Source organism: Rhodococcus sp. NFXS4 (assembly GCF_058139645.1).
The window spans coordinates 2,108,439-2,131,935 of record NZ_CP192221.1 but is presented as its reverse complement, the minus strand read 5'-3'; the positions used below and the strand labels follow the sequence as shown (position 1 = coordinate 2,131,935).

The 23,497-nt window shown below is 67.9% G+C and carries 23 protein-coding genes; 9 read left to right on the top strand and 14 right to left on the bottom strand.

Features of this window, described 5'->3' with window-relative positions; translation table 11 throughout:
• Positions 1–38: 38 nt before the first annotated feature.
• Genes J4E04_RS10005 through J4E04_RS09995 form a run of 3 tightly spaced genes read left to right on the top strand, consistent with a single transcriptional unit; the run spans position 39 to position 4,275 of the window.
• A complete protein-coding gene (locus J4E04_RS10005) occupies positions 39–1,076 on the top strand; it encodes an alpha/beta fold hydrolase (RefSeq protein ID WP_204867688.1) in 1,038 nt (345 codons plus the stop codon).
• Between the two features lie 9 nt (positions 1,077–1,085).
• The gene (locus J4E04_RS10000; RefSeq protein ID WP_222645295.1) at positions 1,086–3,584 is read left to right on the top strand and encodes a DEAD/DEAH box helicase; all 2,499 of its coding nucleotides are present in this window, start codon (positions 1,086–1,088) and stop codon (positions 3,582–3,584) included.
• Positions 3,585–3,594: 10 nt separating this feature from the next.
• Positions 3,595–4,275 carry a PhzF family phenazine biosynthesis protein gene (locus tag J4E04_RS09995; RefSeq protein ID WP_490150426.1) on the top strand — a complete coding sequence of 227 codons (681 nt, stop codon included), beginning with the start codon at positions 3,595–3,597 and terminating at the stop codon, positions 4,273–4,275.
• Here J4E04_RS09995 and J4E04_RS09990 read toward each other — a convergent pair.
• Entirely contained in the window at positions 4,272–4,964 is a 693-nt protein-coding gene (locus J4E04_RS09990; protein WP_027505155.1) for a hypothetical protein, read from the bottom strand. The two genes, J4E04_RS09995 and J4E04_RS09990, sit on opposite strands and share 4 nt — an antisense overlap.
• Before the next feature lie 37 nt (positions 4,965–5,001).
• Here J4E04_RS09990 and J4E04_RS09985 point away from each other — a divergent pair, with 37 nt between their 5' ends.
• On the top strand, positions 5,002–5,193 hold the full coding sequence (locus J4E04_RS09985; protein ID WP_037185345.1) for a hypothetical protein: 192 nt from the start codon (positions 5,002–5,004) through the stop codon (positions 5,191–5,193).
• On the opposite strand, the gene J4E04_RS09980 is transcribed toward J4E04_RS09985, so the two are convergent.
• Together J4E04_RS09980 and J4E04_RS09975 are read right to left on the bottom strand one after the other, a co-directional pair.
• Complete coding sequence (locus tag J4E04_RS09980) at positions 5,190–6,062, bottom strand: SDR family NAD(P)-dependent oxidoreductase (RefSeq protein WP_490150425.1); 873 nt, start codon at positions 6,060–6,062, stop codon at positions 5,190–5,192. The two genes, J4E04_RS09985 and J4E04_RS09980, sit on opposite strands and share 4 nt — an antisense overlap.
• Complete coding sequence (locus J4E04_RS09975; RefSeq protein ID WP_490150424.1) at positions 6,059–6,640, bottom strand: dihydrofolate reductase family protein; 582 nt, start codon at positions 6,638–6,640, stop codon at positions 6,059–6,061. The genes J4E04_RS09980 and J4E04_RS09975 overlap by 4 nt, the downstream gene beginning before the upstream one ends.
• 233 nt (positions 6,641–6,873) lie before the next feature.
• On the opposite strand from J4E04_RS09975, the gene zapE reads away from it, so the two are divergent.
• Complete coding sequence (gene zapE, locus J4E04_RS09970) at positions 6,874–7,884, top strand: cell division protein ZapE (RefSeq protein WP_490150423.1); 1,011 nt, start codon at positions 6,874–6,876, stop codon at positions 7,882–7,884.
• 109 nt (positions 7,885–7,993) lie between these two features.
• On the opposite strand, the gene J4E04_RS09965 is transcribed toward zapE, so the two are convergent.
• Genes J4E04_RS09965 through J4E04_RS09950 form a run of 4 tightly spaced genes read right to left on the bottom strand, consistent with a single transcriptional unit; the run spans position 7,994 to position 10,581 of the window.
• Positions 7,994–8,341 carry a hypothetical protein gene (locus J4E04_RS09965; protein WP_222630919.1) on the bottom strand — a complete coding sequence of 116 codons (348 nt, stop codon included), beginning with the start codon at positions 8,339–8,341 and terminating at the stop codon, positions 7,994–7,996.
• Positions 8,342–8,346: 5 nt separating this feature from the next.
• Positions 8,347–9,552 (bottom strand): aminotransferase family protein, encoded by a 1,206-nt coding sequence (locus J4E04_RS09960; protein WP_056445275.1) that lies wholly within the window; start codon positions 9,550–9,552, stop codon positions 8,347–8,349.
• A 57-nt stretch (positions 9,553–9,609) separates the two neighbouring features.
• Complete coding sequence (locus J4E04_RS09955) at positions 9,610–10,266, bottom strand: Pr6Pr family membrane protein (protein ID WP_222637646.1); 657 nt, start codon at positions 10,264–10,266, stop codon at positions 9,610–9,612.
• 48 nt (positions 10,267–10,314) lie between these two features.
• Positions 10,315–10,581, bottom strand: coding sequence for a helix-turn-helix domain-containing protein (locus tag J4E04_RS09950; RefSeq protein ID WP_027505150.1), 267 nt, complete (start codon positions 10,579–10,581; stop codon positions 10,315–10,317).
• Between the two features lie 79 nt (positions 10,582–10,660).
• Between J4E04_RS09950 and map the strand changes: the two genes are divergently transcribed.
• Entirely contained in the window at positions 10,661–11,428 is a 768-nt protein-coding gene (map, locus tag J4E04_RS09945; RefSeq protein WP_285185057.1) for a type I methionyl aminopeptidase, read from the top strand.
• 20 nt (positions 11,429–11,448) lie between these two features.
• The gene (gene hrpA / locus J4E04_RS09940; RefSeq protein WP_490150422.1) at positions 11,449–15,375 is read left to right on the top strand and encodes an ATP-dependent RNA helicase HrpA; all 3,927 of its coding nucleotides are present in this window, start codon (positions 11,449–11,451) and stop codon (positions 15,373–15,375) included.
• Between the two features lies 1 nt (position 15,376).
• Here hrpA and nrdR read toward each other — a convergent pair whose 3' ends face one another.
• Positions 15,377–15,874 carry a transcriptional regulator NrdR gene (gene nrdR / locus J4E04_RS09935; RefSeq protein ID WP_490150421.1) on the bottom strand — a complete coding sequence of 166 codons (498 nt, stop codon included), beginning with the start codon at positions 15,872–15,874 and terminating at the stop codon, positions 15,377–15,379.
• A 112-nt stretch (positions 15,875–15,986) separates the two neighbouring features.
• Entirely contained in the window at positions 15,987–16,355 is a 369-nt protein-coding gene (locus tag J4E04_RS09930) for a hypothetical protein (protein ID WP_155956975.1), read from the bottom strand.
• 311 nt (positions 16,356–16,666) lie between these two features.
• On the opposite strand from J4E04_RS09930, the gene lexA reads away from it, so the two are divergent.
• Positions 16,667–17,449: a transcriptional repressor LexA gene (lexA, locus tag J4E04_RS09925; protein WP_222645304.1), complete on the top strand. Its 783-nt coding sequence runs from the start codon at positions 16,667–16,669 to the stop codon at positions 17,447–17,449.
• A gap of 61 nt (positions 17,450–17,510) precedes the next feature.
• On the opposite strand, the gene J4E04_RS09920 is transcribed toward lexA, so the two are convergent.
• Positions 17,511–18,653, bottom strand: a complete 1,143-nt coding sequence (locus tag J4E04_RS09920) for an acyl-CoA dehydrogenase family protein (protein ID WP_027505144.1) — start codon at positions 18,651–18,653, stop codon at positions 17,511–17,513.
• A 149-nt stretch (positions 18,654–18,802) separates the two neighbouring features.
• Between J4E04_RS09920 and J4E04_RS09915 the strand changes: the two genes are divergently transcribed.
• A complete protein-coding gene (locus J4E04_RS09915; protein ID WP_490150420.1) occupies positions 18,803–19,108 on the top strand; it encodes a hypothetical protein in 306 nt (101 codons plus the stop codon).
• A gap of 54 nt (positions 19,109–19,162) precedes the next feature.
• Here the strand turns inward: J4E04_RS09915 and J4E04_RS09910 are convergent, their stop codons facing one another.
• The 4 genes from J4E04_RS09910 to J4E04_RS09895 all read right to left on the bottom strand — a co-directional run bounded on the left by J4E04_RS09910 (position 19,163) and on the right by J4E04_RS09895 (position 23,318).
• Entirely contained in the window at positions 19,163–19,786 is a 624-nt protein-coding gene (locus J4E04_RS09910; RefSeq protein ID WP_490150419.1) for an IMPACT family protein, read from the bottom strand.
• Positions 19,787–19,795: 9 nt separating this feature from the next.
• The gene (locus J4E04_RS09905) at positions 19,796–20,230 is read right to left on the bottom strand and encodes a hypothetical protein (RefSeq protein WP_222637649.1); all 435 of its coding nucleotides are present in this window, start codon (positions 20,228–20,230) and stop codon (positions 19,796–19,798) included.
• A 23-nt stretch (positions 20,231–20,253) separates the two neighbouring features.
• Complete coding sequence (locus J4E04_RS09900) at positions 20,254–21,537, bottom strand: uracil-xanthine permease family protein (protein ID WP_027505141.1); 1,284 nt, start codon at positions 21,535–21,537, stop codon at positions 20,254–20,256.
• A gap of 86 nt (positions 21,538–21,623) precedes the next feature.
• On the bottom strand, positions 21,624–23,318 hold the full coding sequence (locus J4E04_RS09895) for a phosphoenolpyruvate--protein phosphotransferase (protein ID WP_222645308.1): 1,695 nt from the start codon (positions 23,316–23,318) through the stop codon (positions 21,624–21,626).
• Positions 23,319–23,497 lie beyond the last annotated feature (179 nt).

The following is a 23,497-nucleotide window of genomic DNA, read 5'->3' as shown; positions in this document are numbered from 1 at the left end:
GGCGACACACACGGTGCCGCCGATCGAGAGGGGCCGGGATGTCCGACACACGCCGCCGCGCCCTGCGTCCGGTTCCCGATGCGGAGCCGCGGCTGCACTTCCGCACGGTGCACGGTTATCGACGTGCCTTCCGGATGGCGGGAGAAGGGCCGGTACTGCTGCTGATCCACGGCATCGGTGACAGCTCCGAGACCTGGCTGGACGTTCTCCCCCATCTCGCGTCGAAGTACACCGTCATCGCGCCGGACCTGCTCGGGCACGGACTGAGCGACAAGCCTCGTGCCGACTACTCGGTGGCCGCGTACGCGAACGGCATCCGCGATCTGCTCGTCACCCTGAACATCGATGCGGTGTCCGTGGTGGGCCACTCGCTCGGCGGCGGTGTGGCCATGCAGTTCGCGTACCAGTACCCGGACATGGTGGAGCGCCTCGTCCTCGTCTCGGCGGGCGGCGTCACCAAGGACGTCCACCCGGCATTGCGACTCATGTCCACGCCCATCGTCAACGAGGCGTTCAAACTGCTGCGCCTGCCCGGAGCCATGCGCCTGCTGCGCATGGCGGGCGCTGCGATCGACCAGTTGGACGGCACTCCCCTGCATCCGGGAGCCGTCCTGCACGACACGCCCGATCTGGTCCGCGTCCTCGGCAACCTCCTCGACTCCACCGCCTACGACGCCTACCTGCGCACGCTGCGGGCCGTCGTCGACTGGCGCGGGCAGGTGGTCACCATGCTCGACCGGTGTTACCTGACCGAGAACCTGCCCGTGCAACTCATCTGGGGTGATCAGGACACGGTCATCCCCATCGCCCACGCGACGCTCGCGCACGCCGCGATGCCCGGCTCCCGCCTCGACGTCTTCGCCGGCGCCGGCCACTTCCCGTACCGCGACGATCCGATGCGCTTCCTCGAGGTCCTGGAGAACTTCCTCGGGACGACGATGCCGCTGAAGTTCGACGAACAGCGATGGCGGCAGATGCTCGTCTCCGGTGTCGGCGAGGACGCCATCACCGGCAGTGCGACGACGAGGCAGGCGGTCCTGGGTGCCATGGGGTCGGACGAGAGGTCGGCTACGTAACCTGTAGTGATGCTGCTGACCGAGATGGTTCCTGACTCCGCGTCGGCCGACGATCTGTACGACGCGTTCACCACCTGGGTCTCCGACCGTGGACTCGAGCTGTATCCGCTGCAGGACGAGGCCGTCATCGAGTTGGTCTCCGGCAACAACGTCGTGCTCGCCACCCCCACGGGGTCGGGAAAGTCGATGGTGGCCATCGCCGCTCACTTCGCCGCGTACGCGGCCGGCATCCGATCGTTCTACACGGCGCCGATCAAGGCGCTCGTCAGCGAGAAGTTCTTCGCACTGTGCGAGATCTTCGGTGCGGACAAGGTCGGCATGGTCACGGGCGACGCCTCGGTCAATGCGTCGGCACCCATCATCTGTGCGACAGCGGAGATCGTCGCCAACATGGCACTGCGGGAGGGGCCGGACTCGTCCATCGGCCAGGTGATCATGGACGAGTTCCACTACTATTCCGAGCCCGATCGCGGCTGGGCGTGGCAGGTGCCGCTCATCGAACTCCCCCACGCCCAGTTTCTGCTGATGTCCGCCACTCTCGGCGACGTCTCCTTCTTCCGCGACGACCTGACCCGCCGGACCGGACGGGTCACCACCGTCGTCGAGGGCTCCGAACGCCCTGTGCCGCTGATGTTCTCCTACCGACTCACACCCGTCGTCGAGACCATCGAGGAACTCGTCTCCACGCACCTCGCACCCGTCTACGTCGTGCACTTCACGCAGGCCTCGGCACTCGAACGGGCTCAGGCGCTCACCTCGATCACCGTCGCCTCCAAGGAGACCCGTGCGGCCATCGCCGAGGCCATCGGTGGCTTCCGGTTCACCACCGGATTCGGTAAGACGTTGTCCCGCTTGGTCCGTCACGGCATCGGCGTGCACCACGCGGGCATGCTGCCGCGCTACCGGCGGCTCGTCGAGAAGCTGGCGCAGGAGGGTCTGCTCGCCGTGATCTGCGGAACGGACACTCTCGGCGTCGGAATCAACGTGCCCATCCGCACCGTGCTGCTCACCGGACTGACGAAGTACGACGGTGTTCGCACGCGCCAGTTGCGCGCCCGCGAGTTCCATCAGATCGCCGGTCGCGCAGGCAGAGCCGGGTACGACACCCTGGGTACCGTCATGGTGCAGGCACCCGAACACGAGGTCGAGAACGCCCGACTCGTCGCCAAGGCGGGCGACGATCCCAAGAAGCTCAAGCGGATCCAGCGCAAGAAAGCACCGGACGGGTTCGTCTCGTGGGGCAAGCCCAGTTTCGAGAGGCTCGTGGCGGCGAGCCCCGAGCCGCTGACGTCGAAATTCACCGTCAACAACTCGATGCTGCTCAACGTCATCGCCCGCCCGGGCAGTTGTTTCGACGCGATGCGGCATCTGCTCGAGGACAACCACGAGACCAGGGCGAACCAACGGCGACACATTCTCCAGGCGGTGCGGTTGTACCGGGGTCTACGCGACGCCGGCATCGTCGAGCAGCTTCCCGAGCCGGACGAGGACGGGCGCACCGCACGGCTCACCGTCGACCTGCAGCGCGATTTCGCTCTCAATCAGCCGCTGTCGCCGTTCGCCCTCGCGTCGTTCGAGCTGCTCGACCAGGAGTCGCCGTCCTACGCGCTCGACGTGGTGTCCGTCATCGAGGCCACCCTGGACGACCCCCGCCAGATCCTGATGGCCCAACAACACGCGGCGCGCGGCGAGGCGGTGGCGCAGATGAAGGCGGACGGTCTCGAGTACGAGGAGCGTATGGAGCTGCTCGAGGAGGTCACGTGGCCCAAGCCGCTGGCCGATCTTCTGGGCCCCGCCTTCGAGATCTACCGCGGTGGGCACCCCTGGCTGTCCGAGTTCGGCCTCTCCCCCAAGTCCGTGGTGCGCGACATGATCGAGAAGTCGATGACGTTCACGGAGCTGATCTCACACTACGGCCTCTCCCGCTCGGAGGGCTCCGTGCTGCGGTACCTCGCCGACGCGTATCGCGCTCTGCGACAGACGGTTCCACCGGAGGCGCGGACCGAGGACGTGCAGGACATCACCGAGTGGCTCGGCGAGACCGTGCGCCAGGTCGACTCCAGCCTTCTCGACGAGTGGGAGAACCTCACCGATCCGACGTTCGAGGAGGACGGCACACCCGTCGTCGCGTACGGAGCAGACACACCGAAACCCATCTCTGCGAACCCCCGAGCGTTCCGAATCATGGTGCGCAATGCCCTGTTCCGACGCGTCGAGCTGGCGTCCCGTCGTCGCTGGGACCTCCTCGAGGAGCTGGGCGACGAGGTCGACTGGCAGGACGAGCTCGAGCCCTACTTCGAGGAGTACGGCGAGATCGGCATGACGCCCGCCGCCCGCGGACCGCACTTGTTCTCGTTCGTCCAGACCCGCGAGGAGACCACTGCGCGTCAGGTTCTCGACGATCCGGACGGCGACCACGGCTGGTCGCTGGACGCGACGGTGGACGTCGAGGAGTCCGACGCCCTCGCCGAGATCGTGTTCGACGACATCACCGTCACCGCAGGCTGAGAGGAAGACCATGTCATTCGACGTCCATGTCGTGCGGGTGTTCACCGACGACCAGGGTCGATGGGGCAACCCCCTCGGCATCGTCGACGCTGTGTCCGTTGCCCCGGTCGACCGCCAGTCCGTGGCGCACGACCTGCAGTACAGCGAGACGGTGTTCGTCGATGTTCCCGAGGGCCCCGTCGACTCCGCCGCCCTCCGCATCCACACGCCCGCCGTCGAGTTGCCGTTCGCCGGGCACCCCACCGTGGGCACAGCAGCATGGCTGGCCGGCCGCGGCACTCCGGTGGAGACGTTGCTCGTCCCCGCGGGCGAGGTTGCCGTCCGAGTCGCCGGCGACACCACCTACGTCCGTGCACGGCCCGAATGGGCACCACACTTCGAGTTCCGTCAGGTCCGGGGCGCCGACGACGTTCTGGCCGTGGACCCCGCCGAGTTCACCACGGGCCACCACTACGTCTGGGCATGGGTGGACGAGGAGCGCGGGGCGATCAGGTCACGCATGTTCGCCCCCGACATGGGCGTCCCGGAGGACGAAGCAACGGGCGCGGCCGCCGTCCGGGTCACCGAACTGCTCGGGCGCGATCTGAGCATCGTGCAGGGCCGCGGGTCGGTGCTGTCGACCACGCTGTCCGACGACGGGTGGGTGGAGCTCGGCGGGCGGGTGGTGGTGGACGAGTCGCGCACTCTCTAGTCCAGCACGACCGCGATCTCACGCCCCAGCTCGACGCCCTCCGCCAAGGGAAGGTGATCGCCGCTCCAGAACCGGCCGGGGTCGTACCAGTTCGCGCGGCGCCGCGGTGGCTTCAGGCCCACCTTGTCGAAAGGTTTCAGCGGCGTCGGTGACTCTCGTGGATCGAGCAGGCCCATCGCCTCGTACGTCAGGGCCACCACCTCCGCGCAGTAGGCGGTCTCGAGTCGACGGTCGTCCTTGGCCGACACCGCAGGGAGCCGCCCCGCGAACCATCTACCCGCCAGCTTCGCGGTGGTCGGGAATGCGGTGCCGTCGAGTCGCGCGATGGTCCGCATCAGCTCGTCTTCTTGTTCACGCGTGATCGGCGACTGCAGTTGCCGGAACCAGCATTTCTGGTCGTAGCGCTCGCCCCAGTGAGTGACGGCGTCGCGTAGGTCGTGCAGCTGCACGCCGCGCTGATGGCGCCCGGTCCACATGTCGGGCAGTGACTGGCCCAACTCGGCATGCCACATCAAGGGCGGCAGGTCGTCGAGGACCACGGCCATGCCCACGTGATTCACCGGGCTGTTCGTCAGCGTCTGGATCGCTCGATCCGCCGCCGACCGGCCGCGGAAGATCCAGAGATCGCCTGTCCGCGTGGTCTCCACGGCGGTGGCGAGGTTGACTGAGGACACTCCGTCGACGCTCATCGACGACGAGCCTAGTTCGTGGCGCTAGCCTTCATGAATGGCTGCACGATCCCGAAAGATCTCCGTGCGCGGTCTGCTGAAGGTCGCAGGTCTCGCCGGCGCCGTCGGCGTGGCAGCGTCCGGCGTCCTCGTCGCCCGCAACGAGCGTCAGCGTCGTCAGTACGAACCGGACGAAGTGCGCGAGCGGTTGCACCAGCGGCTGGCCGTGGCCACGTCCACGAAGCGCTAGCGTTCGATCGTCACCTCGTAGCCGATCGGAGTGGTGATCGAGCGAGCGAGCGCAGTCGCGGGAAAACGCTCGTCGCGCCGATAGTCCCCCAGTCGGCGCGCGAGCGCCTCGGCAACCTGTCCGGGCGCGTCATCGCCCACCAGCAGTCGCAGCCTGTCGTCGCCCGGGCTGCGGACATGGTCGACGATCGCCGCCGCAGCATCCGCGGGCGCCGTCCCACCGCCCGTCCCCTCTCGCGGCCACGGCACGGCGGGAGTGCCGAACACCGCGGTCCGCAGATCGTCGTAGTCGGGAGACGGAGCGCTGAATCGCATGCTTCCTGTGCCCCACTGGGTGTCGACCGCGCCGAGCTCCGCGATGCTCACGCGAATCCCGAAATCCTTCACCTCAGCTGCCATCGCCTCACTGAAGGCTTCGAGCGCCCACTTCGACGCGGCGTACAGACCCAGGGTGGGCATCGTGCCGACGGCTCCGACGGTCGATATCTGCACGATGTGGCCGGACCGCCGAGGCCGCATGACCTCGACAGCCGCTTGACTGAGCCAGAGCGCACCGAAGAAGTTCGTGTCGACGATGTCGCGGGCCTCCTGCTCCGTCGTCTCCTCGATGGCACCCACCGCCCCGTGACCCGCGTTGTCGACCAGTACGTCGAGGCGGCCGAACTTCTCGACGACGGAGGAGACGACCGCCCGCGCCGCGCCGCGATCGCGCACGTCCAGGTGATCGACGACGAGTCTCTCGTGTGCGGGAAGGTCCGCCTCGCCCCTCACGGTCGCGATCACGGTGTCCCCCACGTCGAGCACACGGTCCACCAGCGCGCGACCGAGCCCTCGACTCGCACCGGTGATCAGCCACACCCGGTCGCTCATGATCCGACCCCCGCTCGACGGGTGTACTCGGCGATGACGACACCGGAGTCGAACGCCCGCAGTCGGGTGCGCTCGAACGATCGATCGGCGTACCGAGCACCGGCGAACAGGCGCACACCGTCTCCGAGAACAACCGGGTTGATCTTCAGGACGAGTCGGTCGATCCGGTCGACGAGGTCACCCGCCAGCGCTCCCCCACCCGCCAGCCAGATCCCGGCGCCGTCCTCCCCACGAAGTCGGTCTAGGGTGGCTGCCGGATCGTTCGTGACGGTCACGTCGTCGGACTCGGATCGGCGGTGCCGGGATGCCACGAACTGCCGCAGGTGCGGATAGGGGCTGACGATGCCGACGTCCAGGGCCGCGGAATATGTCGTCCACCCCATGATCACCGTGTCGAACATCGTTGCGTCCGAATGGATCCCGAGCGCGTCCTGCACGTGTCCGGGAAGAGTGTCCGCGAACTCGTCCAGGAGCACTTCCATATGGTCGCCCTCGTCGAGGAACGCGCTCCAGGTGCCGTCGGGAGCCGCGATGAATCCGTCGAGGCTCGTCGCCACGTAGTACGTCACATCGCGCATGGGTGATCCCCTTTCGATCGGGCCCTTGCACGGTAGGTGCTCGACGGCCCCGCGCGCGACCCATTTCCGCAGTGGCGCAGGTCCTCGGCCGCATCTGATGCCACCCGATCGTGGTCGATTCTGCCGATTGGCAGAATTTCCGACGATCGGGTGCCGAAAAGTGCACAGTGCACGGGTCACTACGTGTCCGAACACACGTATCCCGACGTGAAGGAGTTTCGTACGGTCTAGCGGTGCGGCTTCGTCGATCTGTTCGGGACAACCTGGTCGCGCCCGGGGCGATCCGTGCGGCCGCGCACGCCGACGGCCTCACCCTGGACATGTATCAGCTCGCCGCGGCCGACGCGCTCGAACAGCTTCGGAATCGCGGCGTCTACCTGTGGGGTCCGCCCGGTCGCGGCAAGACATGGCTGATGGATCAGTATTTCGCGCTGGCGTCGACCGACCGGAAGACGCGCACTCACTTCCATCGCTTTCTCGCCGACCTCCATACGGTTCTACACAAGAACCGCCACGACCTGGCTGCCGCACTGGACCATCTCGTCGGCGACGTCGATGCCCTGTGCTTCGACGAACTGCACGTCCACGATCCAGCGGACGCGATCTTCGTCAGTCGACTCCTGACAGCGCTGTTCGAGCGTTCGACGGTTGTCGTTGCGACATCGAACTACGCTCCCAGCGGACTACTTCCGAACCCGTTGTTCCACAACATGTTCGAGCCGGCAATCCGTCTCATCGAACGGTCGATGAACGTCGTGTGTGTCGACGGACCGATCGATTACCGCACCGTCGAACCCCCGTCGACACGCACCGGCTTCGCTGCAGGTCGGTGGATCAGCCTCGAGGACACCCAGCCGAGCCGGATGCCTACTCCCGAACCTCGAGAGGCCGAGCTTCTCACTATCGGCGGTCGAACCGTCGAGACACTCGCCGTGCGCGCAGACCTGGTGTGGTTCACCTTCGACTCGTTATGCGTCCGGCCCCACGCCCCGACAGATTTCCTCGCCCTGGCAGAACGCTTCCCCCGGTGGGTGATCAGCGAAATCCCGGGGCCGAGCCGACTCGCCCGCGACGCTGCTCATCGTTTCGGCAGTCTCGTCGACATCCTTTACGACGCGTCCATCCGAACGGACTTCCTAGCGGATGTCCCTCTGAAGGAGTTCCTCGGCAGTCGACACCTGCCCATCGACACCAGTCGCATGGCCAGCCGGCTGGGTTCGGTCGACGCAGCGACGCGGGACTGACACGCTCGACACGTGCCGACTGCTGTGCGTCACACAAGCTACGGTTTCAAGAATCTGCTGACATCCCCGGGAGCCGCTGATGCTGCAACATCCGTACACCCCGGGTAAGTCAGCGAGCAGGACCTTCCCGCAACTCTGCCCCTGCAGGGAAGGCGAGAACGAACTCCTCACCCACGTCTCCCACCGCGTCCGAGACTGCTGTGGTCACGACGATGCGGTGATCGTCGACGGTCCGGATCCGCACCGTTCGACCCTGATATGTGAACTTGTCCATCAGGAATCGGAGGCCGCGGGGCTCGAGCGCCTCTTCGGCCTCTGGCCACTCCGATACCGCGGCCAACGGTCGGCCGAGCCGGTCGACCGGCACCAGATCGGGTGCCTGCGACTGCATGTCGATCCACCCGATCACCTCGCCGTCCTCGCGGGCGTGCGGGATCCAGTGATCGGGAACTGCCACGACGCTCAGCTCACCGTGGCGTCCAGCGCCCGCGCGGTGGCGGACGCCATCTGTTCGACCTGCTCGTCGGTCATGACGAACGCCGGCGAGAACTGGATCGCGCCGTTTCCGGCCGCTCGCGCGGAGACACCTTCGCGGCGCAGAGTCTTGACGAACGGCATCGCGTAGGACGGATCGGCGAACTGCACCGCGGCGACGACACCCATCCCACTGCGGACCTCGCTGACCAGGTCGTGCGAGGCCAGGGGCGAGAGATGCCGGTGCAGCGTGGCTTCGAGGCGCGACGCGTGCGTCAGCAGGTCCTCGTTCTCGATGATGTCGAGGTTGGCCATGGCCGCGGCAGCGGCGCCGGCGTGACCGCCGTACGTGTAGCCGTGGCGCCACCAGGCGCCGCCCTCGTAGAACGGCTCGGCGACCCGCGGGGCGACGAAGACCGCACCCATCGGCACGTAGCCCGACGTCAGACCCTTCGCGGTGCACATCATGTCGGGCTCGAGGCCCAGCTTCGACGACGCGAACCACGCTCCGCCGATACGACCGAATCCGGTCACCACCTCGTCGGCCACGAACAGGATGTCGTGGTCGCGGCAGATCTGACGCACCTCGTGCAGGTAGCCCTCGGGCGGCAGGTAGACCCCGCCGGCACCGATGATCGGCTCGGCGAAGAACGCGGCGATGGTGTCCGCGCCCTCCTTCTCGATCAGTTCGAGCAGCGCCTTGCCCTCGTCCCACGCGACCGTCCGCGCGTCCGTCATCAGCTCGCCGTAGTTCTCCCGGTTCAGCGGGAGTCCGGACAGTGCGGTGCCGGCGACGTGCATGCCGTGGTACGCCTTCTGGCGGCCGACGACGACGGTCTTGCCGGGCTTGCCCATCTGGTGCCAGTAACGCCGGGCCAGTTTGGCAGCGGTGTCGATCGAGTCGGAGCCGCCCGAGGTGAAGAAGATCTTGCTGCCCGCGACGGGCGCGATCGCTGCGAGGCGGTCGGCGAGTTCCAGCGTCACGTCGGGAACGACGTCGCCGAACGTCGAGTAGTGCGCGAGCGTGGACAGCTGCCGCGCCACGGCGTCCGCGATGGCGGTGCGGCCGTGACCCACGTTCGTGAACCACAGACCCGCGGTGCCGTCGAGATACTCGGTGCCGGCCGTGTCCCAGATGCGCGCGCCCTCACCTCGGGCGACGACGAATCGGCCGCCGGACTCGACGGTGTGCATGTCGGCAAAGCCGTGCCAGAACGCGGAGGACGTGTGCTGGGGAGTGGTCACGAGAGGTCAGCCTAGGCCACTCGTGGCGTGCTTCCGCGACCGGCGGGACGCCGCCAGTTCGCCCACTCTGTCGACCGCCAGGGCGATGAGCAGGAACGCCACGACCAGGACGGCGAGCCCGATCGCGAGGGGGCCGTACCCCCGCTCCCGCGGGTCCAGGAACGGATACGGGTACCACTCGACGATGGGCCCGCGGATCAGGCTGTAGACCCCGTAGACCACGGGAAAGACCAACCACAGCACCGGCCCGCTCTCCGCGCTGCGACGACGTGGTGGCGCCAGGATCCAGTCGAGAACGATGAGGACGGGCACGATGCGGTGCAGCACCGAGTTGGTCCACGCGTCCTGGATCTGCACGTCGACGTTCGACAGCAACACCGCGTACACGATCCCGGTGATCACCATGTAGGTCGTGGCCGCCCCGCGAAGCCTGTCGAAGGTCTCGGAGCGGGGATCGACGACCCCGCCGATCACGAAGACCACGACGGCCAGCACGTTGCTCAGCACAGTGAAGTAGCTGAAGAAGTTGGCTAGCGAGAATCCGGGGACGTCCGCGGACCGGACGGGGATCCAGATCAGGGCGGCCAGCCCGAGCAGCGCGGCGACGACTCGGAGAACGCGCAGCGCGACAGGGGTGGCGACGCGATCGTCCGGCGGAGTCATGGAGCGATCCTCACACGAGCGCGGTCCTCGGCGCCGAGCAACGAAGCACTAGATCGCGACGCGATGCTCCCTGTCGCCCTGCCATGCGTCCACCGCGTCGGAGACCGGCAGTCCCAGTGCCGCACAGATCTGCAGCACGGTCCCGAAGCTGGGGCTCGCGATCCGACCCACCTCGATCTTGCGGAGCGTCTCGGGTGAGATCCGGGCGTCACGGGCGACGATCTCGGGGTCTCGTCCCGCTCGTGCGGCGCGCAGGACGGCGCCGAGGCGACGACCGGCCTCGACCTGCTCGGGACTCAGGGGAATGCGGACCACGAGGTCAGCATAGCGGTATTCCTGTACCGGTCTGCTACCGTTCGTTGGTATTGAAATACCGACAGGAAGCGATGGACGGATGATCGAGCTCAAGGGCCCTGCCGAGATCGACAAGATGGCGGTGACCGGCGCGTTCGTGGCCGAGACACTGACGACGCTGTCGGAGCAGGCGCAGCCCGGCGTGAACCTGATGGATCTCGAGCATCACTGCCGCGACCTCGTCGCCACCCGCGGCGCGGTGTCCTGCTACTGGGACTACGCCCCCGAGTTCGGCAGCGGGCCGTTCCGCAACGTCATCTGCCTGTCGGTCAACGACCGTGTACTGCACGGCCTCCCGTTCGACCACACGCTCGCCGCTGGGGACGTCCTGAGCCTGGACTTCGCTGTCTCCATCGACGGATGGGTCGCCGACTCGGCGCTGACCGTCGTCGTCGGCGACAACCCTGATCCCGCGGACGTCGAATTGATCGAGAGCACCCGGCGCGCACTGGATGCCGGCATCGCCGCGGCCGTCGTCGGTGGGCGACTCGGGGACATCTCGGCGGCGATCGAGAACGTCGCCCGGGAGACCGGAAAGCAGGTCAACACCGATTTCGGTGGTCACGGCCTGGGCCGGACGATGCACGAGGACCCGCACGTGGCCAACGCCGGCCGTGCGGGATCGGGATTGACACTCCGGGCGGGCATGACACTCGCGTTGGAACCCTGGTGGTCCCGCGGGACGGCGAAGCTCGTCATGGACCCGGACGGATGGACCCTCCGGTCGGCCGACGGATCCATGACCGCCCATTCCGAGCACACCATCGCGATCACGGACGACGGGCCACGCATCCTGACGCAGCGGTGACGGATAAACTGGCGTGAGCCATGTCGACATCTGCTCCCCCGTCCTCCGGACCCACCCGCCGCGACCTCACGGCCCGCCTGTCCGACCTCACCTTCCGTGACGCGCACAGGCTGCGCCGTCGGCTCGACCGCAGCCGCAAGCCCGCCGAACTCGCATCGATCGCTGCCGACATCGGCCGCGCCGAAGCCACGATCGCGGCTCGTCGAGCCTCCGTTCCCACGATCACGTATCCCGAGGCACTGCCGGTGTCCGCCCGCAAGGACGACATCGCAGCCGCCATCGCAGAGAACCAGGTCGTCATCGTCGCGGGCGAGACCGGCTCGGGCAAGACGACACAGATTCCCAAGATCTGCCTCGAGCTCGGTCGCGGCGTCCAGGGCGTCATCGGACACACACAGCCCCGGCGACTGGCCGCCAGGACGGTCGCGGAACGTATCGCCGACGAACTAGGGCAGGAGATCGGCGACGCCGTCGGTTACACGGTGCGCTTCACCGACCACTCCAGCGACAACACCCTCGTCAAGCTGATGACGGACGGCATCCTGCTCGCCGAGATCCAACGGGATCGGCTGCTGCGTCGGTACGACACGATCATCATCGACGAGGCGCACGAGCGCAGCCTCAACATCGACTTCATCCTGGGCTATCTCGCCCGGTTGCTCCCCCAGCGTCCCGATCTGAAGGTCATCGTCACCTCGGCCACCATCGACCCTGGCCGCTTCGCGCACCACTTCGCGGTGAACGGGGTCGACGCGCCGATCGTCGAGGTGTCGGGCCGGACGTTCCCCGTCGAGGTCCGGTATCGGCCGCTCACGGTCGAGAACGGCGAGCAGACCATCGAACTCGACCCGGTCGACGCCACGTGCGACGCCGTCGAGGAACTGCTCACCGAACCGGAGGGCGATGTCCTCGTGTTCCTGTCGGGCGAGCGCGAGATCCGCGACACCGCCGATGCTCTGAAGGATCGCCGACTGCGCAACGTCGAGATTCTTCCGCTCTACGCCCGGCTGTCGGCAGCCGAGCAGCACCGCGTCTTCACCGGCCACACCGGTCGACGAGTCGTGTTGTCCACCAACGTCGCCGAGACGTCGCTCACCGTGCCCGGCATCCGGTACGTCGTCGACCCCGGAACCGCGCGCATCTCGCGGTACTCGCTGCGCACCAAGGTGCAGCGTCTGCCGATCGAACCCATCTCGCAGGCGTCGGCCCGCCAGCGTGCCGGCCGGTGCGGTCGCGTCGCGGACGGCATCTGCATCCGGCTGTACTCGGAGGAGGACTTCGAGGCCCGCCCCGAGTACACGGATCCCGAGATCCTGCGCACGAACCTCGCATCGGTGATCCTGCAGATGGCCTCGCTGGGACTGGGCCGCATCGACGCGTTCCCGTTCGTCGAGGCACCGGACCCGCGCAGCATCCGTGACGGCCTGGGCCTGCTCGACGAACTCGGGGCGCTCGAGTCGCAGGGCGAGGACGGGCCCGTGCTCACCTCGCTCGGCAAGGAGCTCGCCGGCCTCCCGGTCGACCCGCGCATGGCGCGCATGCTGGTCGAGGCCAACCGCAACGGATGCCTGCGGGAAGTTCTCGTCATCGTCTCGGCGCTCTCGATCCAGGACGTGCGCGAGCGGCCCGCGGAGCATCAGCAGGCCGCCGACGAGATGCACAAGCGTTTCGTGGTGGAGGGTTCGGACTTTCTCGCACTGTGGCAACTGTGGACGTATCTGGGAGACCAGCGCCGAGAGCTGTCCTCCAACCAGTTCCGACGCATGTGCCGATCGGAATTCCTGCATTACCTGCGCATCCGCGAATGGCAGGACCTGCACGGTCAGCTGCGCCAGATCACGCGCGGCCTGGGCTGGACCATGCCTGACGCGGGCGACTCCTCGGAGCCGAACCATGCCGTGATCCACCAGGCACTGCTGCCGGGCCTGTTGTCGCACATCGGTCTTCGTGAGGGCGACAAGAAGGATTTCCTCGGAGCACGTGGGTCGACCTTCGCCGTCTTCCCCGGTTCGAGTCTGTTCCGCAAGCCGCCGCGCTGGATCATGGCGGCCGAACTCGTGGAGACCAGCAGACTCTGGGCCCGGATGGGTGCGCGCATCGAACCCGAATGGGCCGAGAAGCTGGCCCCGCACCTGATCAAACGCCAGTACTCGGAGCCGCACTGGTCGACGAAGCGCGAAGTGGCGATGGCCTACGAACGCGTCACGCTGTACGGCATTCCTCTCGCCGCCCGCCGGCCCGTCACCTTCAGCGGTATCGATGCCGAGGTGTCTCGCGACTTGTTCATCCGCCACGCTCTCGTACAGGGCGAGTGGCGGACGCACCACCGCTTCTTCCACGCGAACCAGGAGATGCGCAGCGACGCCGAGGAACTGGAGTCGCGCGCCCGCCGACGCGACATCGTCGTCGACGACGACACCCTCTTCGCTTTCTACGACGAGCGTGTACCTGCGACCGTGGTGTCGGCCCGTCACTTCGACCGGTGGTGGAAGAAGGCGTCCCGCACGACGCCGGACCTGCTCGACTTCGACCGCGCCACCGTCGTCAACCCGGACGCCGCCGCGGTCGTCGAGGGCGACTACCCCGACGCCTGGCGTCAGGGCGAGGCGCAGTTCCCCCTGACCTACCAGTTCGAGCCGGGCAAGGAGGACGACGGCGTCACCATCACCATTCCCATCGCCCTCCTCCCCCGCGTCGCCGACGTCGGATTCGATTGGCTCGTCCCCGGCATGCGCGTCGAGTTGGTGACGGCCCTGATCAAGACTCTTCCGAAGGAGTTGCGCCGCAACGTCGTCCCAGCGCCCGACCACGCGGTGGCCGCCGTCGCGGCGATGCGACCGAGGACGGAACCACTACTGGTCGCACTGTCGCGTGAACTCACCCGCATGGGCGCCGTGCCGATCGCACCGTCGGATTTCGACCCGTCCGCGCTGCCCCGCCACCTGAAGATGACGTTCGTGGTGGTCGACGATCGCGGCCGTCGACTGGACAAGGACACGTCCCTCTCCGCCTTGCGCACCCGACTCGGTGCTGCCGCGGCCGCTGCGGTCGGCGTCGCCGCCAAGGACTCGGAGAAGGCCCCGGTGACACGGTGGACGTCCGAGACCATCGGCACACTCGAGCCCACCGTCACCCGAACGGTCAACTCGCAGAAGGTGACCGGGTATCCCGCCCTGGTTCCCGAGAAGGGCGGGGTCGCCGTTCGTGTCCTGGGCACCGCCGCCGAGCAGCGAGCAGCGATGCGCGAGGGCACCCGACGCCTCCTGCTCGACGCCATCCCATTGTCGACGAAGAACCTGCTCACCGGACGCTCCCCGGCTCAGCGGCTCGCGCTGGGGCAGAATCCGCACGGAAGCATCGAGGCGTTCGTCGAGGACTGCCGCACCCTCGCGGCCGACGAGCTCATGATGAAGCACGGCGGCCCGGTGTCCACGCCCGAGGCGTATGCGGTGCTGGAGAAGGCGGTCCGGGGCGAGCTCGCCGGCCGGACGGCCGCGGTGCTCCGGGTGGCGGAACCATCTCTCGGTGCCGCGACGAGGGTCCGCCTTGCACTCGACGACGCGACGGGAGATGCCGCGGACGACGTGCGCCAGCAGCTGGACGGGCTGATCTTCCCCGGATACGTCTTCGAGACCGGCGAAGCGCACCTGCCACATCTTCCGCGCTACCTCGAGGCGGCCGAGCGCCGACTTCGCGCATTCCCGTCCAGCGCTCGCCGCGACGCGGCGGGGATGGACGTGCTGGACCGCGTCTATGCGGACTACGACGCCCTGCTCGGGTCGGTACCGGACTCGGTGGGCCGCAGCGATGCCGTGCGGGAGATCGCCTGGATGATCGAGGAGCTGAGGGTCAACCTGTTCGCTCAGACCCTGGGAACGCTGTACCCGGTGAGCGAGAAGCGGGTGCGCAAGGCCATCGACGACGTCCGACGTGCGGTGCGGCGCTGACTCACCGCTGAGCGGCGGGCTCCGCGTCCTCGGCGAGGGCAGCATCGTGCTCGGCGCGGTGGCGACGAAGGTCCTCGATCTCGCGCTCGAAGTCGTCCGCACTGCTGAACGAGCGGTAGACGGAGGCGAATCGGAGGTAGGCCACCTCGTCGAGATCGCGCAGTGGCCCGAGGATGGCGAGCCCTACCTCGTTGCTGGGGATCTCGGCCGACCCGGAAGCCCGCACCGTGTCCTCGACCTGCTGGGCGAGGAGGACGAGCGCGTCGTTGTCGACCTGGCGGCCCTGGCAGGCCCGACGGACTCCCTTGACCACCTTCTCGCGACTGAACGGCTCACTCACGCCACTGCGTTTCACGACGGAGAGCACTGCTGTCTCCACCGTGGTGAAGCGTCGACCGCACTCGGGGCAGGAACGACGCCGCCGGATCGCCTGGCCCTCTTCCGCTTCACGCGAATCGACGACGCGCGAGTCGGGGTGACGGCAGAACGGGCAGTGCATCGGACAGAGACCCCTCGATGGCTCGGGCATTTCCCGAGCGCCACGGCGGCTCTCGGTGTGTCCAGCGTACCGGGACGGCCTTCCGCGGCCCCGGGGGCGTGTCCGGCCGGTGTCAGCGTCCGGAGACGACGCCCATCTCCACCTGCTCCGAGATTGACGGCTGTGCCGGAACGTCGGCGGAGCGCATGTTCGCCAACCCCACCAGCCCCAGAACGGACACTGCTGTGATCAGCGCCACAGCGATGGGCGTCGCGAATCCGTGCCCCCGACGAGTGCGGTGTTCGACCTGCGAGACACCGTTCGAGCGGCGACGGTAGTCGACAGTGCCGCCGTCGGGGCGGCGGGAGTCGCGCGGAGCGGGGCTGCGGCGGACCGTGGTGCGCTCGCGCACGTCGGTCGTCGTGGACCCGGCCGCGCGGTCGGCCACACCCCAGTAGGAATCGTCGTCGCAGGTCCAGCGCGTGCGAACGGGTGCATGCATGTCGATGGAACGTGCGGTGCCGACAGTCAGCAGGTCACTTCGAGTCATTGCAACCACTCCTCGTGGATAGCCGGTGGCCGTCCGCGTCGCCGATGCACCGAGGTGTTCGAACAACACATTCGCCCACGCGTTCGAATGAACGCATGTTCGATGTATAGCAGTCCGGTCCGACAAAGTGCATCGAACACGCGACACGCTTCGAACAGGTGTTTGATCCGAGTCCCGTTTCGGTTTAGGTTCGACACACGCACAACGGACGTGACACCAGCACCACCTGCCCCACGTCCACTGCTACCGATGGAGGTATCTCGATGAAGGACGACAGCTCATCCGGCACGGTCGGCGGGCGCGCGTCAGCGACCGGCTCGGCCACGACCGCCGACACCGAGTCCGGTCTCACCGAACGTCAGCGGCGAGTGCTCGAGGTGATCCGTGCGTCGGTCGTCGAGCGCGGCTATCCGCCGAGCATCCGGGAGATCGGTGACGCCGTCGGATTGACGTCCACCTCGTCGGTCGCGCATCAACTGCGCACCCTCGAACGCAAGGGGTTCCTGCGCCGCGACCCCAACCGTCCCCGCGCCGTCGACGTGCGTCTGCCGGGCGAGAACGGGCGCCCCGAAGAGGTCTCTGCCGTCGCGCAGGACGATCTCGTCGCCACGGACACCACGAATCACCTCGACAGCGCGGACACACCGTCGTCGGACGACGATCGCCTGCCCGCACCGACCTTCGTCCCCGTCCTGGGACGTATCGCCGCGGGTGGTCCGATTCTCGCGGAGCAGGCCGTCGAGGACGTGTTCCCGCTTCCGCGCGAGCTCGTCGGGTCCGGCTCGCTGTTCCTTCTCCGCGTCGTCGGTGAGTCGATGATCGACGCCGCCATCTGCGACGGTGACTGGGTGGTCGTGCGTCAGCAGAACGTGGCCGACAACGGGGACATCGTCGCCGCCATGATCGACGGAGAGGCCACCGTCAAGACGTTCAAGCGGACTGGTGGGGACGTCTGGCTGCTCCCCCACAACGACCTGTTCGAGCCCATTCCCGGGAACGACGCCGTGGTGCTGGGCAAGGTCGTCACCGTGATGCGCAAGCTCTGATTCCGGACACACGAACGCCGGCGCTGGATGTCCAGCGCCGGCGTCGTCGTGTTCGAGGTTCCTACAGGTCCAGACCGCGACCAATGATCTCCTTCATGATCTCCGTCGTGCCGCCGTAGATGGTCTGCACGCGGGAGTCCATGTACGCCTTGGCGATCGGGTACTCCTTCATGTAGCCGTAGCCACCGTGCAGCTGCAGGCACCGGTCGATGAGCTTGACCTGGTTCTCGGTGGTCCACCACTTCGCCATGGCTGCTTCCTGGACCGACAGCTCGTTCGCGTTGAGCTGCTCGATGTACTTGTCCACCATGATGCGGACGGCAGTCGTCTCGGTCGCGCACTCCGCCAGCACGAATCGCGTGTTCTGGAACTTGCCGATCGGCTTGCCGAACGCCTTGCGGTCCTTGCAGTACTGGATCGTCATCGCGAGCGCGGACTCCATCGCGGCAGCCGCGACGACGGCGATCGACAGGCGCTCCTGCGGCAGGTTCTGCATCAGGTAGATGAAGCCCATACCCTCCTGACCGAGCATGTTGGCGGCAGGGATGCGGACGTCGGTGAAGCTGAGCTCCGCGGTGTCCTGCGCCTTCATACCGATCTTGTCGAGGTTGCGGCCGCGCTCGAAGCCCGGCATGTCGCGCTCGACGACGAACAGGCTGAAGCCCTGCGCGCCCTTCTCCGGATCGGTGCACGCCACCACGATGACGATGTCGGCGTTGATGCCGTTGGTGATGAACGTCTTGGAGCCGTTGAGCACCCAGTCGTCACCGTCACGGACGGCCTTGGTCTTGATGCCCTGCAGGTCACTGCCCGTGCCCGGCTCGGTCATCGCGATCGCGGTGATCAGCTCACCGGAGCAAAAGCCGGGCAGCCAGCGCTGCTTCTGCTCGTCGTTCGTCAGCTCGATGAGGTACGGAGCGACGACGTCGTTGTGCAGCGTGAACCCGATGCCGCTGTACCCACCGGCCGTGGTCTCCTCGGTGACGATGGCGTTGTAGCGGAAGTCCTTGACTCCGCCGCCGCCGAACTCCTCCGGCACTGCCATGCCCAGGAAGCCCTGCTTGCCGGCCTCGACCCAGACACCTCTGTCGACGATGTTCTGCGTCTCCCACTCCGCGTGATGCGGCGCGACGTGCTGCTCGAGAAACTTCTTGTACGAGCTGCGGAACAGGTCGTGCTCGGGCTCGAACAACGTGCGCTTCATGATTCTCCTCGTCGTGCGTACGGCGGATCTGTCTCGAGCCTAGAACCAGGTACGAGCGGGGTCGATGACCAGTGCGAGCACGTTCGGTGACCTCGGCGTCAGCCGATATCACCTGGCCCGTCCGCAATCGGCTCCGTAACCTCTGCGCGATGCCTTCTCACTTCCATGTCTCGTCGTCACGTAACCGCAACTCGATCTCGCGGTTCGGGCTGGACTGGCAGCGCATGGGTGCGGCACGGGGCATCGCAGGCAGCACTGAGCCCGAGCAGCAGGGATGCTTTCTGGCGCGAGACGAGTGGGAGTGTGACTGGTTCGTCCGGATGAACAACACCGGCGGGCCGGTCGATGTCTGGGAAGTGGCAGGTATCCGTTCCTCCGATCTCGTCGAGTCGCCTCACCACTACTTCTACTACCCCGGCGTGATTCCGCCCGCGCAGCTGACACGGCGTCACTGACTCGAATCCTGTGTGCTGAGCCGCGGTATCCGCGGCTCAGCGCACCCAGCCGCCCTAGAGCTCGAGCACCCATCGGTGCCCGACGCGCTCGGCCACCACACCGCCGCTGGTCGCGGACGCGAGGACACCGTCGATCCGGTCGCCGTCACCGATCACCCGGAGCCGCACGTCGGATCCGTAGGCGACGTCGTCGACGGCGAATCCGTGCACTCGCAGAACGCCCTCCACCCGACCGGCATCAGCATGGGACAAGCTCATCTCGAGAACGTCGACTCGCGCGAGTTCGCCCACCTCCACGCGGTCGAGCGCCGCACTCACCGCGCCCGAGTAGGCGCGCACCAAGCCACCGGCGCCGAGCTTGACGCCCCCGAACCACCGACTGACGACGGCCACCACATCGACGAGGTCGCGGCCGGTCAGCACGCCGAGCATCGGAACACCTGCCGTACCGCCAGGTTCGCCGTCGTCCGATGCGCGCTGACGACGGTGCTCCTGATCTGCGCCGACGACGAAAGCCCAACAGTGGTGGCCCGCATCGGGGAACTCTGCCGACACCGCAGCGACCACGTCGAGCGCCTCGGACTCGGTGTGGACGGTGACCACGCGGGCGAGGAACCTGCTCCGCTCGATCACCGTTTCCGCATCGACGTGTCGGGTCGAGACGAGGGCATGCGGCACGGAGCCAGCCTAGACGCGGCGATTGTGCCGAGCCTGCAGGACGAGGGGCGGCAGAACCCAGGCGACGATTGCCAGAGTCACCCACCAGTACTGACCCGGCACGCCGTTCAGAGCGAAGCCGACGACGACCACCGCCGAACCACTGGCACTCCGCAGCAGGTCGACGTCACGGCGACGCACCGCGGGGCCGCGCAACCAGGAGATGCGCTGGTCGCCGCTCTCGCGCACGGTCCGCCTCGTCGACGCAACGGCGAGAACCACAGCAACGATCAGGGCAACAGCCGCAACGGCCGCACGAGCAACAGAGTTCGGCAGCGCGAAGGTCGCCACGACGATTGCAACCCAGACGACGCCGATCAGCGGAACCTTCCACGCCGGCGTCGACGGCCACTCGTCCGGCGCGAGGCGCACGGGTCGCATCGGGTCGAGGTGTGGGTGGCTCACCGCTTCAGCGTGGCACAGACCGCTCAGTCTCGTCGCCGCTCCGACAGCGCGCGCAGCACCGGGTACGCGACCAGGATGCCGACCGAGCCCCACACGATGCCGCCGAGTTCGACGGATCCGATGGTCAGCGTCAAGTCACCGACACCGGCGACGAGGGCGGCCGCCGCGACCATCAGGTTGAGCGGCTTGGTGAAGTCGATCCCCGCTTCCTGCCAGATCCGCACGCCGAGAAGGCCGATGAGACCGTAGAGCACGAGCGTCGCGCCGCCGATGACACCGCTCGGGACCGTGAAGATCAGAGCGCCGAACTTCGGGGAGAACGAGAGCACCAGCGCCGTGGCGGCGGCGACCCAGTAGGCAGCGGTGGAGTACACGCGGGTGGCGGCCATGACGCCGATGTTCTCCGCGTAGGTCGTGGTGCCCGAACCACCACCGGCACCGGCGAGGACGGTCGCCGCGCCGTCCGCCATGAGGGCGTCACCGGCGACGTCGTCGAGGGACCGACCCGTCATCGCCGCGACCGCCTTCACGTGACCGACGTTCTCGGCGACGAGCACCACGACGACGGGCAGTGCGACGAGCACGACGGACAGCTGGAACGAAGGGCCCGTGAACTCGGGCAGTCCGATCCACGACGCGCTACCGAGTGCGTCGACGCGTGCGGGATCGAGAGCACCGGTGACGGCAGCGAACACCCACCCCACGACGACGCCGACGAGGATGCCGAGGCGACCGATCAGCCCCGGCACCGCGACGGTGACCAGCAGGACCGCCACGAGGGTCACGGTCGCGACGAGCGGCTGAGCCTCGTACGAGGTCGCGGCGGTGGACGCGAGGTTCAGGCCGATGAGCGCCACGATCGCGCCGGTCACGAGCGGCGGCATGACGGCGTCGAGGACGCGGCTCCCCGCCAACCGGACGAGCAGGCCGACCAGGAACAACACCACGCCCACCACGAGCACCGCGCCGAGCTGCGCAGCGGGACCGTCGCCCGCCGTCGCCGCCAAGGGTGCGATGAAGGCGAAGGACGAGCCCAGGTAGCTCGGGATCCGGCCGCGCGTGGCCAACAGGAAGATCGCGGTACCCAGACCGGAGAAGAACAGCGTCGTCGTGACCGGGAACCCGGTGATGGTCGGCACCAGCAGAGTGGCGCCGAACATCGCGACGACATGCTGCATCCCGATCCCGATCGTGCGCGGCCACGAGAGCCGTTCGTCCGGAGCGACGACCGCGTCGGGCGCCACGGTGCGACCGTCACCGTGGACGGACCAGCGAGGGAAGAACTGCCTGGATCGAGTTGTCGTCACGGCGGAAATGATGTCATGCGGGAAGGCCGGAGGCCGGTCGGCAGGTCACCGGGAAGGCCGGAGGCCGGTCGGAGGGCGGGAGCGCATCACCCGAGCAGGCCGGCGGCAACCTCGCGTGCTTCGGCCGGGCTGGAGGTGGACAGCACGGCCTCGGCCGCGGCCTTGCACTGCTCGAGGGTCACGGTGCCGAGCTTCGCGCCGACACCGGCCACGGCGGCCGACGCGGCCGAGAGGGACGTGACGCCGAAGCCGACGAGGACACAGGCCAACAACGGGTCCGCGGCGGCCTCTCCGCAGACTCCGACAGGCTTGTTCACCGCTGCGCCGGCCTTCGCCGCGTGGGCGACGAGCGTCAGGACTGCGGGCTGCCACGGATCGGTCAGTGCGGCCAGGTCGGCGGACATGCGGTCGGCCGCCATCGTGTACTGCGCGAGGTCGTTGGTTCCGATGGACAGGAAGTCGACGTGATCGAGGATCCGGTCCGCGAGCAGCGCCGCGGCGGGCACCTCGATCATGACGCCGGGGGTGAGCCCGCGTTCCCGCACGTCGGCGGCGAAGGCCTGCGCCTCGGCGGACGTGGCGATCATCGGGGCCATCACCCACGGGGACGACTCGGTCGAGGCCGCCGCGGCCGCGATGGCGTCGAGCTGGCGGTGCAGGATGCCGCGATTGCCCTCGGCGATACGGATGCCGCGCACTCCGAGGGCCGGGTTGGCCTCGTCGGCGTGGTTCGCGAAGCGCAGCGGCTTGTCCGAGCCGGCGTCGAGCGTGCGGACGACCACCTTGGTGCCCTCGAACGCGGTGAGCACCTCGGCGTAGATCGAGGCCTGCTCGTCGACGGTGGGCTCGACGTCGCGGTCGAGGAAGCTGAGTTCGGTGCGGAAGAGTCCGACGCCGTCGGCCGCGGTCGACCGGGCTGCGCGAGCGCCGGCGCCGTCCTGCACGTTCGCGAGGATGTCGACACGGTGACCGTCGGACGTCCGGCCCGGCCCGCTCCAGTCGGCGACCTCGGCGAGGTGGGTGGCCGATTCCTCGACCGCGGAGCGTGCCGTGGACGGATCGGGCTCGATCTCGATGCGGCCGGTGGTGCCGTCCACCATGACGAGCGTCCCGGCGGGGACGTCGTCGAGGCCCGTCGCCGCGACGATGCACGGGATGCCGAGCTGACGGGCGATGATCGCGGTGTGGCTGGTGGGTCCACCGAGCGAAGTCGCGAGGCCGACGACCAGCGTGGCGTCGAGTCCCGCGGTGTCGGCGGGTGCGAGGTCCTCCGCCAGGAGAACCGAGGGCTCCGACGGGGTGGGCACGCCGGGCTCCGGGAGATCGGACAGCTCGGCGATCACGCGGTCGCAGATGTCCATGAGGTCGGTGATGCGCTCGGCCATGCGTCCGCCGAGCTTGGCGAACATGGCGACGAACTGGTCCGTCGCGGTGACGGCGGCGTACGCGGCGTCGGAACCCTTGCCGATGGCCTTGACGCCGGCGCCGATCCACCCGCGGTCCTCGGCCATCGCGGCGTTGGCGGCGAGCACCTCGGACGCGGAGCCGGTTGCCAGTGCGGCACGGGCCTGCAGACGTCGACCGACCTCGGCCGCCGCGGCGCGGAAGCGCTCCTTCTCTGCATCGCGCGCGTCCTCGGCGATCTCGACGGCCGTGTCGGGACGTGAGGGGCGCGGCGCCGGGCGGATCGCGGGGCCGTAGCCGACGCCGGGCACCACCGGCGTGCCCTGCACCGCGTGGGCCGTCGGCTGTGCCTCGTTCACGGTGAGCGATCCCGTCATCTGCTTCCTCCTGCTGCGCGGTGGTGCGGGGGCATCTCGCCTACCCGCTGTGCATCGCGTCTCCCGCGATGGCTCTTGTGACTCAGATTACTCGAACCTCTTGACATGTCAACAGAGACGGGCGTAAAACAACATAAACCAACAGTGAAACAACGGATCGGACGGAGGGGCGGTGAACA

Bases quoted from the DNA above. Each gene is read 5' to 3' on its own strand.
- J4E04_RS10005 (WP_204867688.1), top strand. From the start codon at position 39: ATGTCCGACACACGCCGCCGCGCCCTGCGTCCGGTTCCCGATGCGGAG.
- J4E04_RS10000 (WP_222645295.1), top strand. From the start codon at position 1,086: ATGCTGCTGACCGAGATGGTTCCTGACTCCGCGTCGGCCGACGATCTG.
- J4E04_RS09995 (WP_490150426.1), top strand. From the start codon at position 3,595: ATGTCATTCGACGTCCATGTCGTGCGGGTGTTCACCGACGACCAGGGT.
- J4E04_RS09990 (WP_027505155.1), bottom strand. From the start codon at position 4,964: ATGAGCGTCGACGGAGTGTCCTCAGTCAACCTCGCCACCGCCGTGGAG.
- J4E04_RS09985 (WP_037185345.1), top strand. From the start codon at position 5,002: ATGGCTGCACGATCCCGAAAGATCTCCGTGCGCGGTCTGCTGAAGGTC.
- J4E04_RS09980 (WP_490150425.1), bottom strand. From the start codon at position 6,062: ATGAGCGACCGGGTGTGGCTGATCACCGGTGCGAGTCGAGGGCTCGGT.
- J4E04_RS09975 (WP_490150424.1), bottom strand. From the start codon at position 6,640: ATGCGCGATGTGACGTACTACGTGGCGACGAGCCTCGACGGATTCATC.
- J4E04_RS09960 (WP_056445275.1), bottom strand. From the start codon at position 9,552: ATGCACACCGTCGAGTCCGGCGGCCGATTCGTCGTCGCCCGAGGTGAG.
- J4E04_RS09955 (WP_222637646.1), bottom strand. From the start codon at position 10,266: ATGACTCCGCCGGACGATCGCGTCGCCACCCCTGTCGCGCTGCGCGTT.
- map (WP_285185057.1), top strand. From the start codon at position 10,661: ATGATCGAGCTCAAGGGCCCTGCCGAGATCGACAAGATGGCGGTGACC.
- hrpA (WP_490150422.1), top strand. From the start codon at position 11,449: ATGTCGACATCTGCTCCCCCGTCCTCCGGACCCACCCGCCGCGACCTC.
- nrdR (WP_490150421.1), bottom strand. From the start codon at position 15,874: ATGCACTGCCCGTTCTGCCGTCACCCCGACTCGCGCGTCGTCGATTCG.
- J4E04_RS09930 (WP_155956975.1), bottom strand. From the start codon at position 16,355: ATGCATGCACCCGTTCGCACGCGCTGGACCTGCGACGACGATTCCTAC.
- lexA (WP_222645304.1), top strand. From the start codon at position 16,667: ATGAAGGACGACAGCTCATCCGGCACGGTCGGCGGGCGCGCGTCAGCG.
- J4E04_RS09920 (WP_027505144.1), bottom strand. From the start codon at position 18,653: ATGAAGCGCACGTTGTTCGAGCCCGAGCACGACCTGTTCCGCAGCTCG.
- J4E04_RS09915 (WP_490150420.1), top strand. From the start codon at position 18,803: ATGCCTTCTCACTTCCATGTCTCGTCGTCACGTAACCGCAACTCGATC.
- J4E04_RS09895 (WP_222645308.1), bottom strand. From the start codon at position 23,318: ATGACGGGATCGCTCACCGTGAACGAGGCACAGCCGACGGCCCACGCG.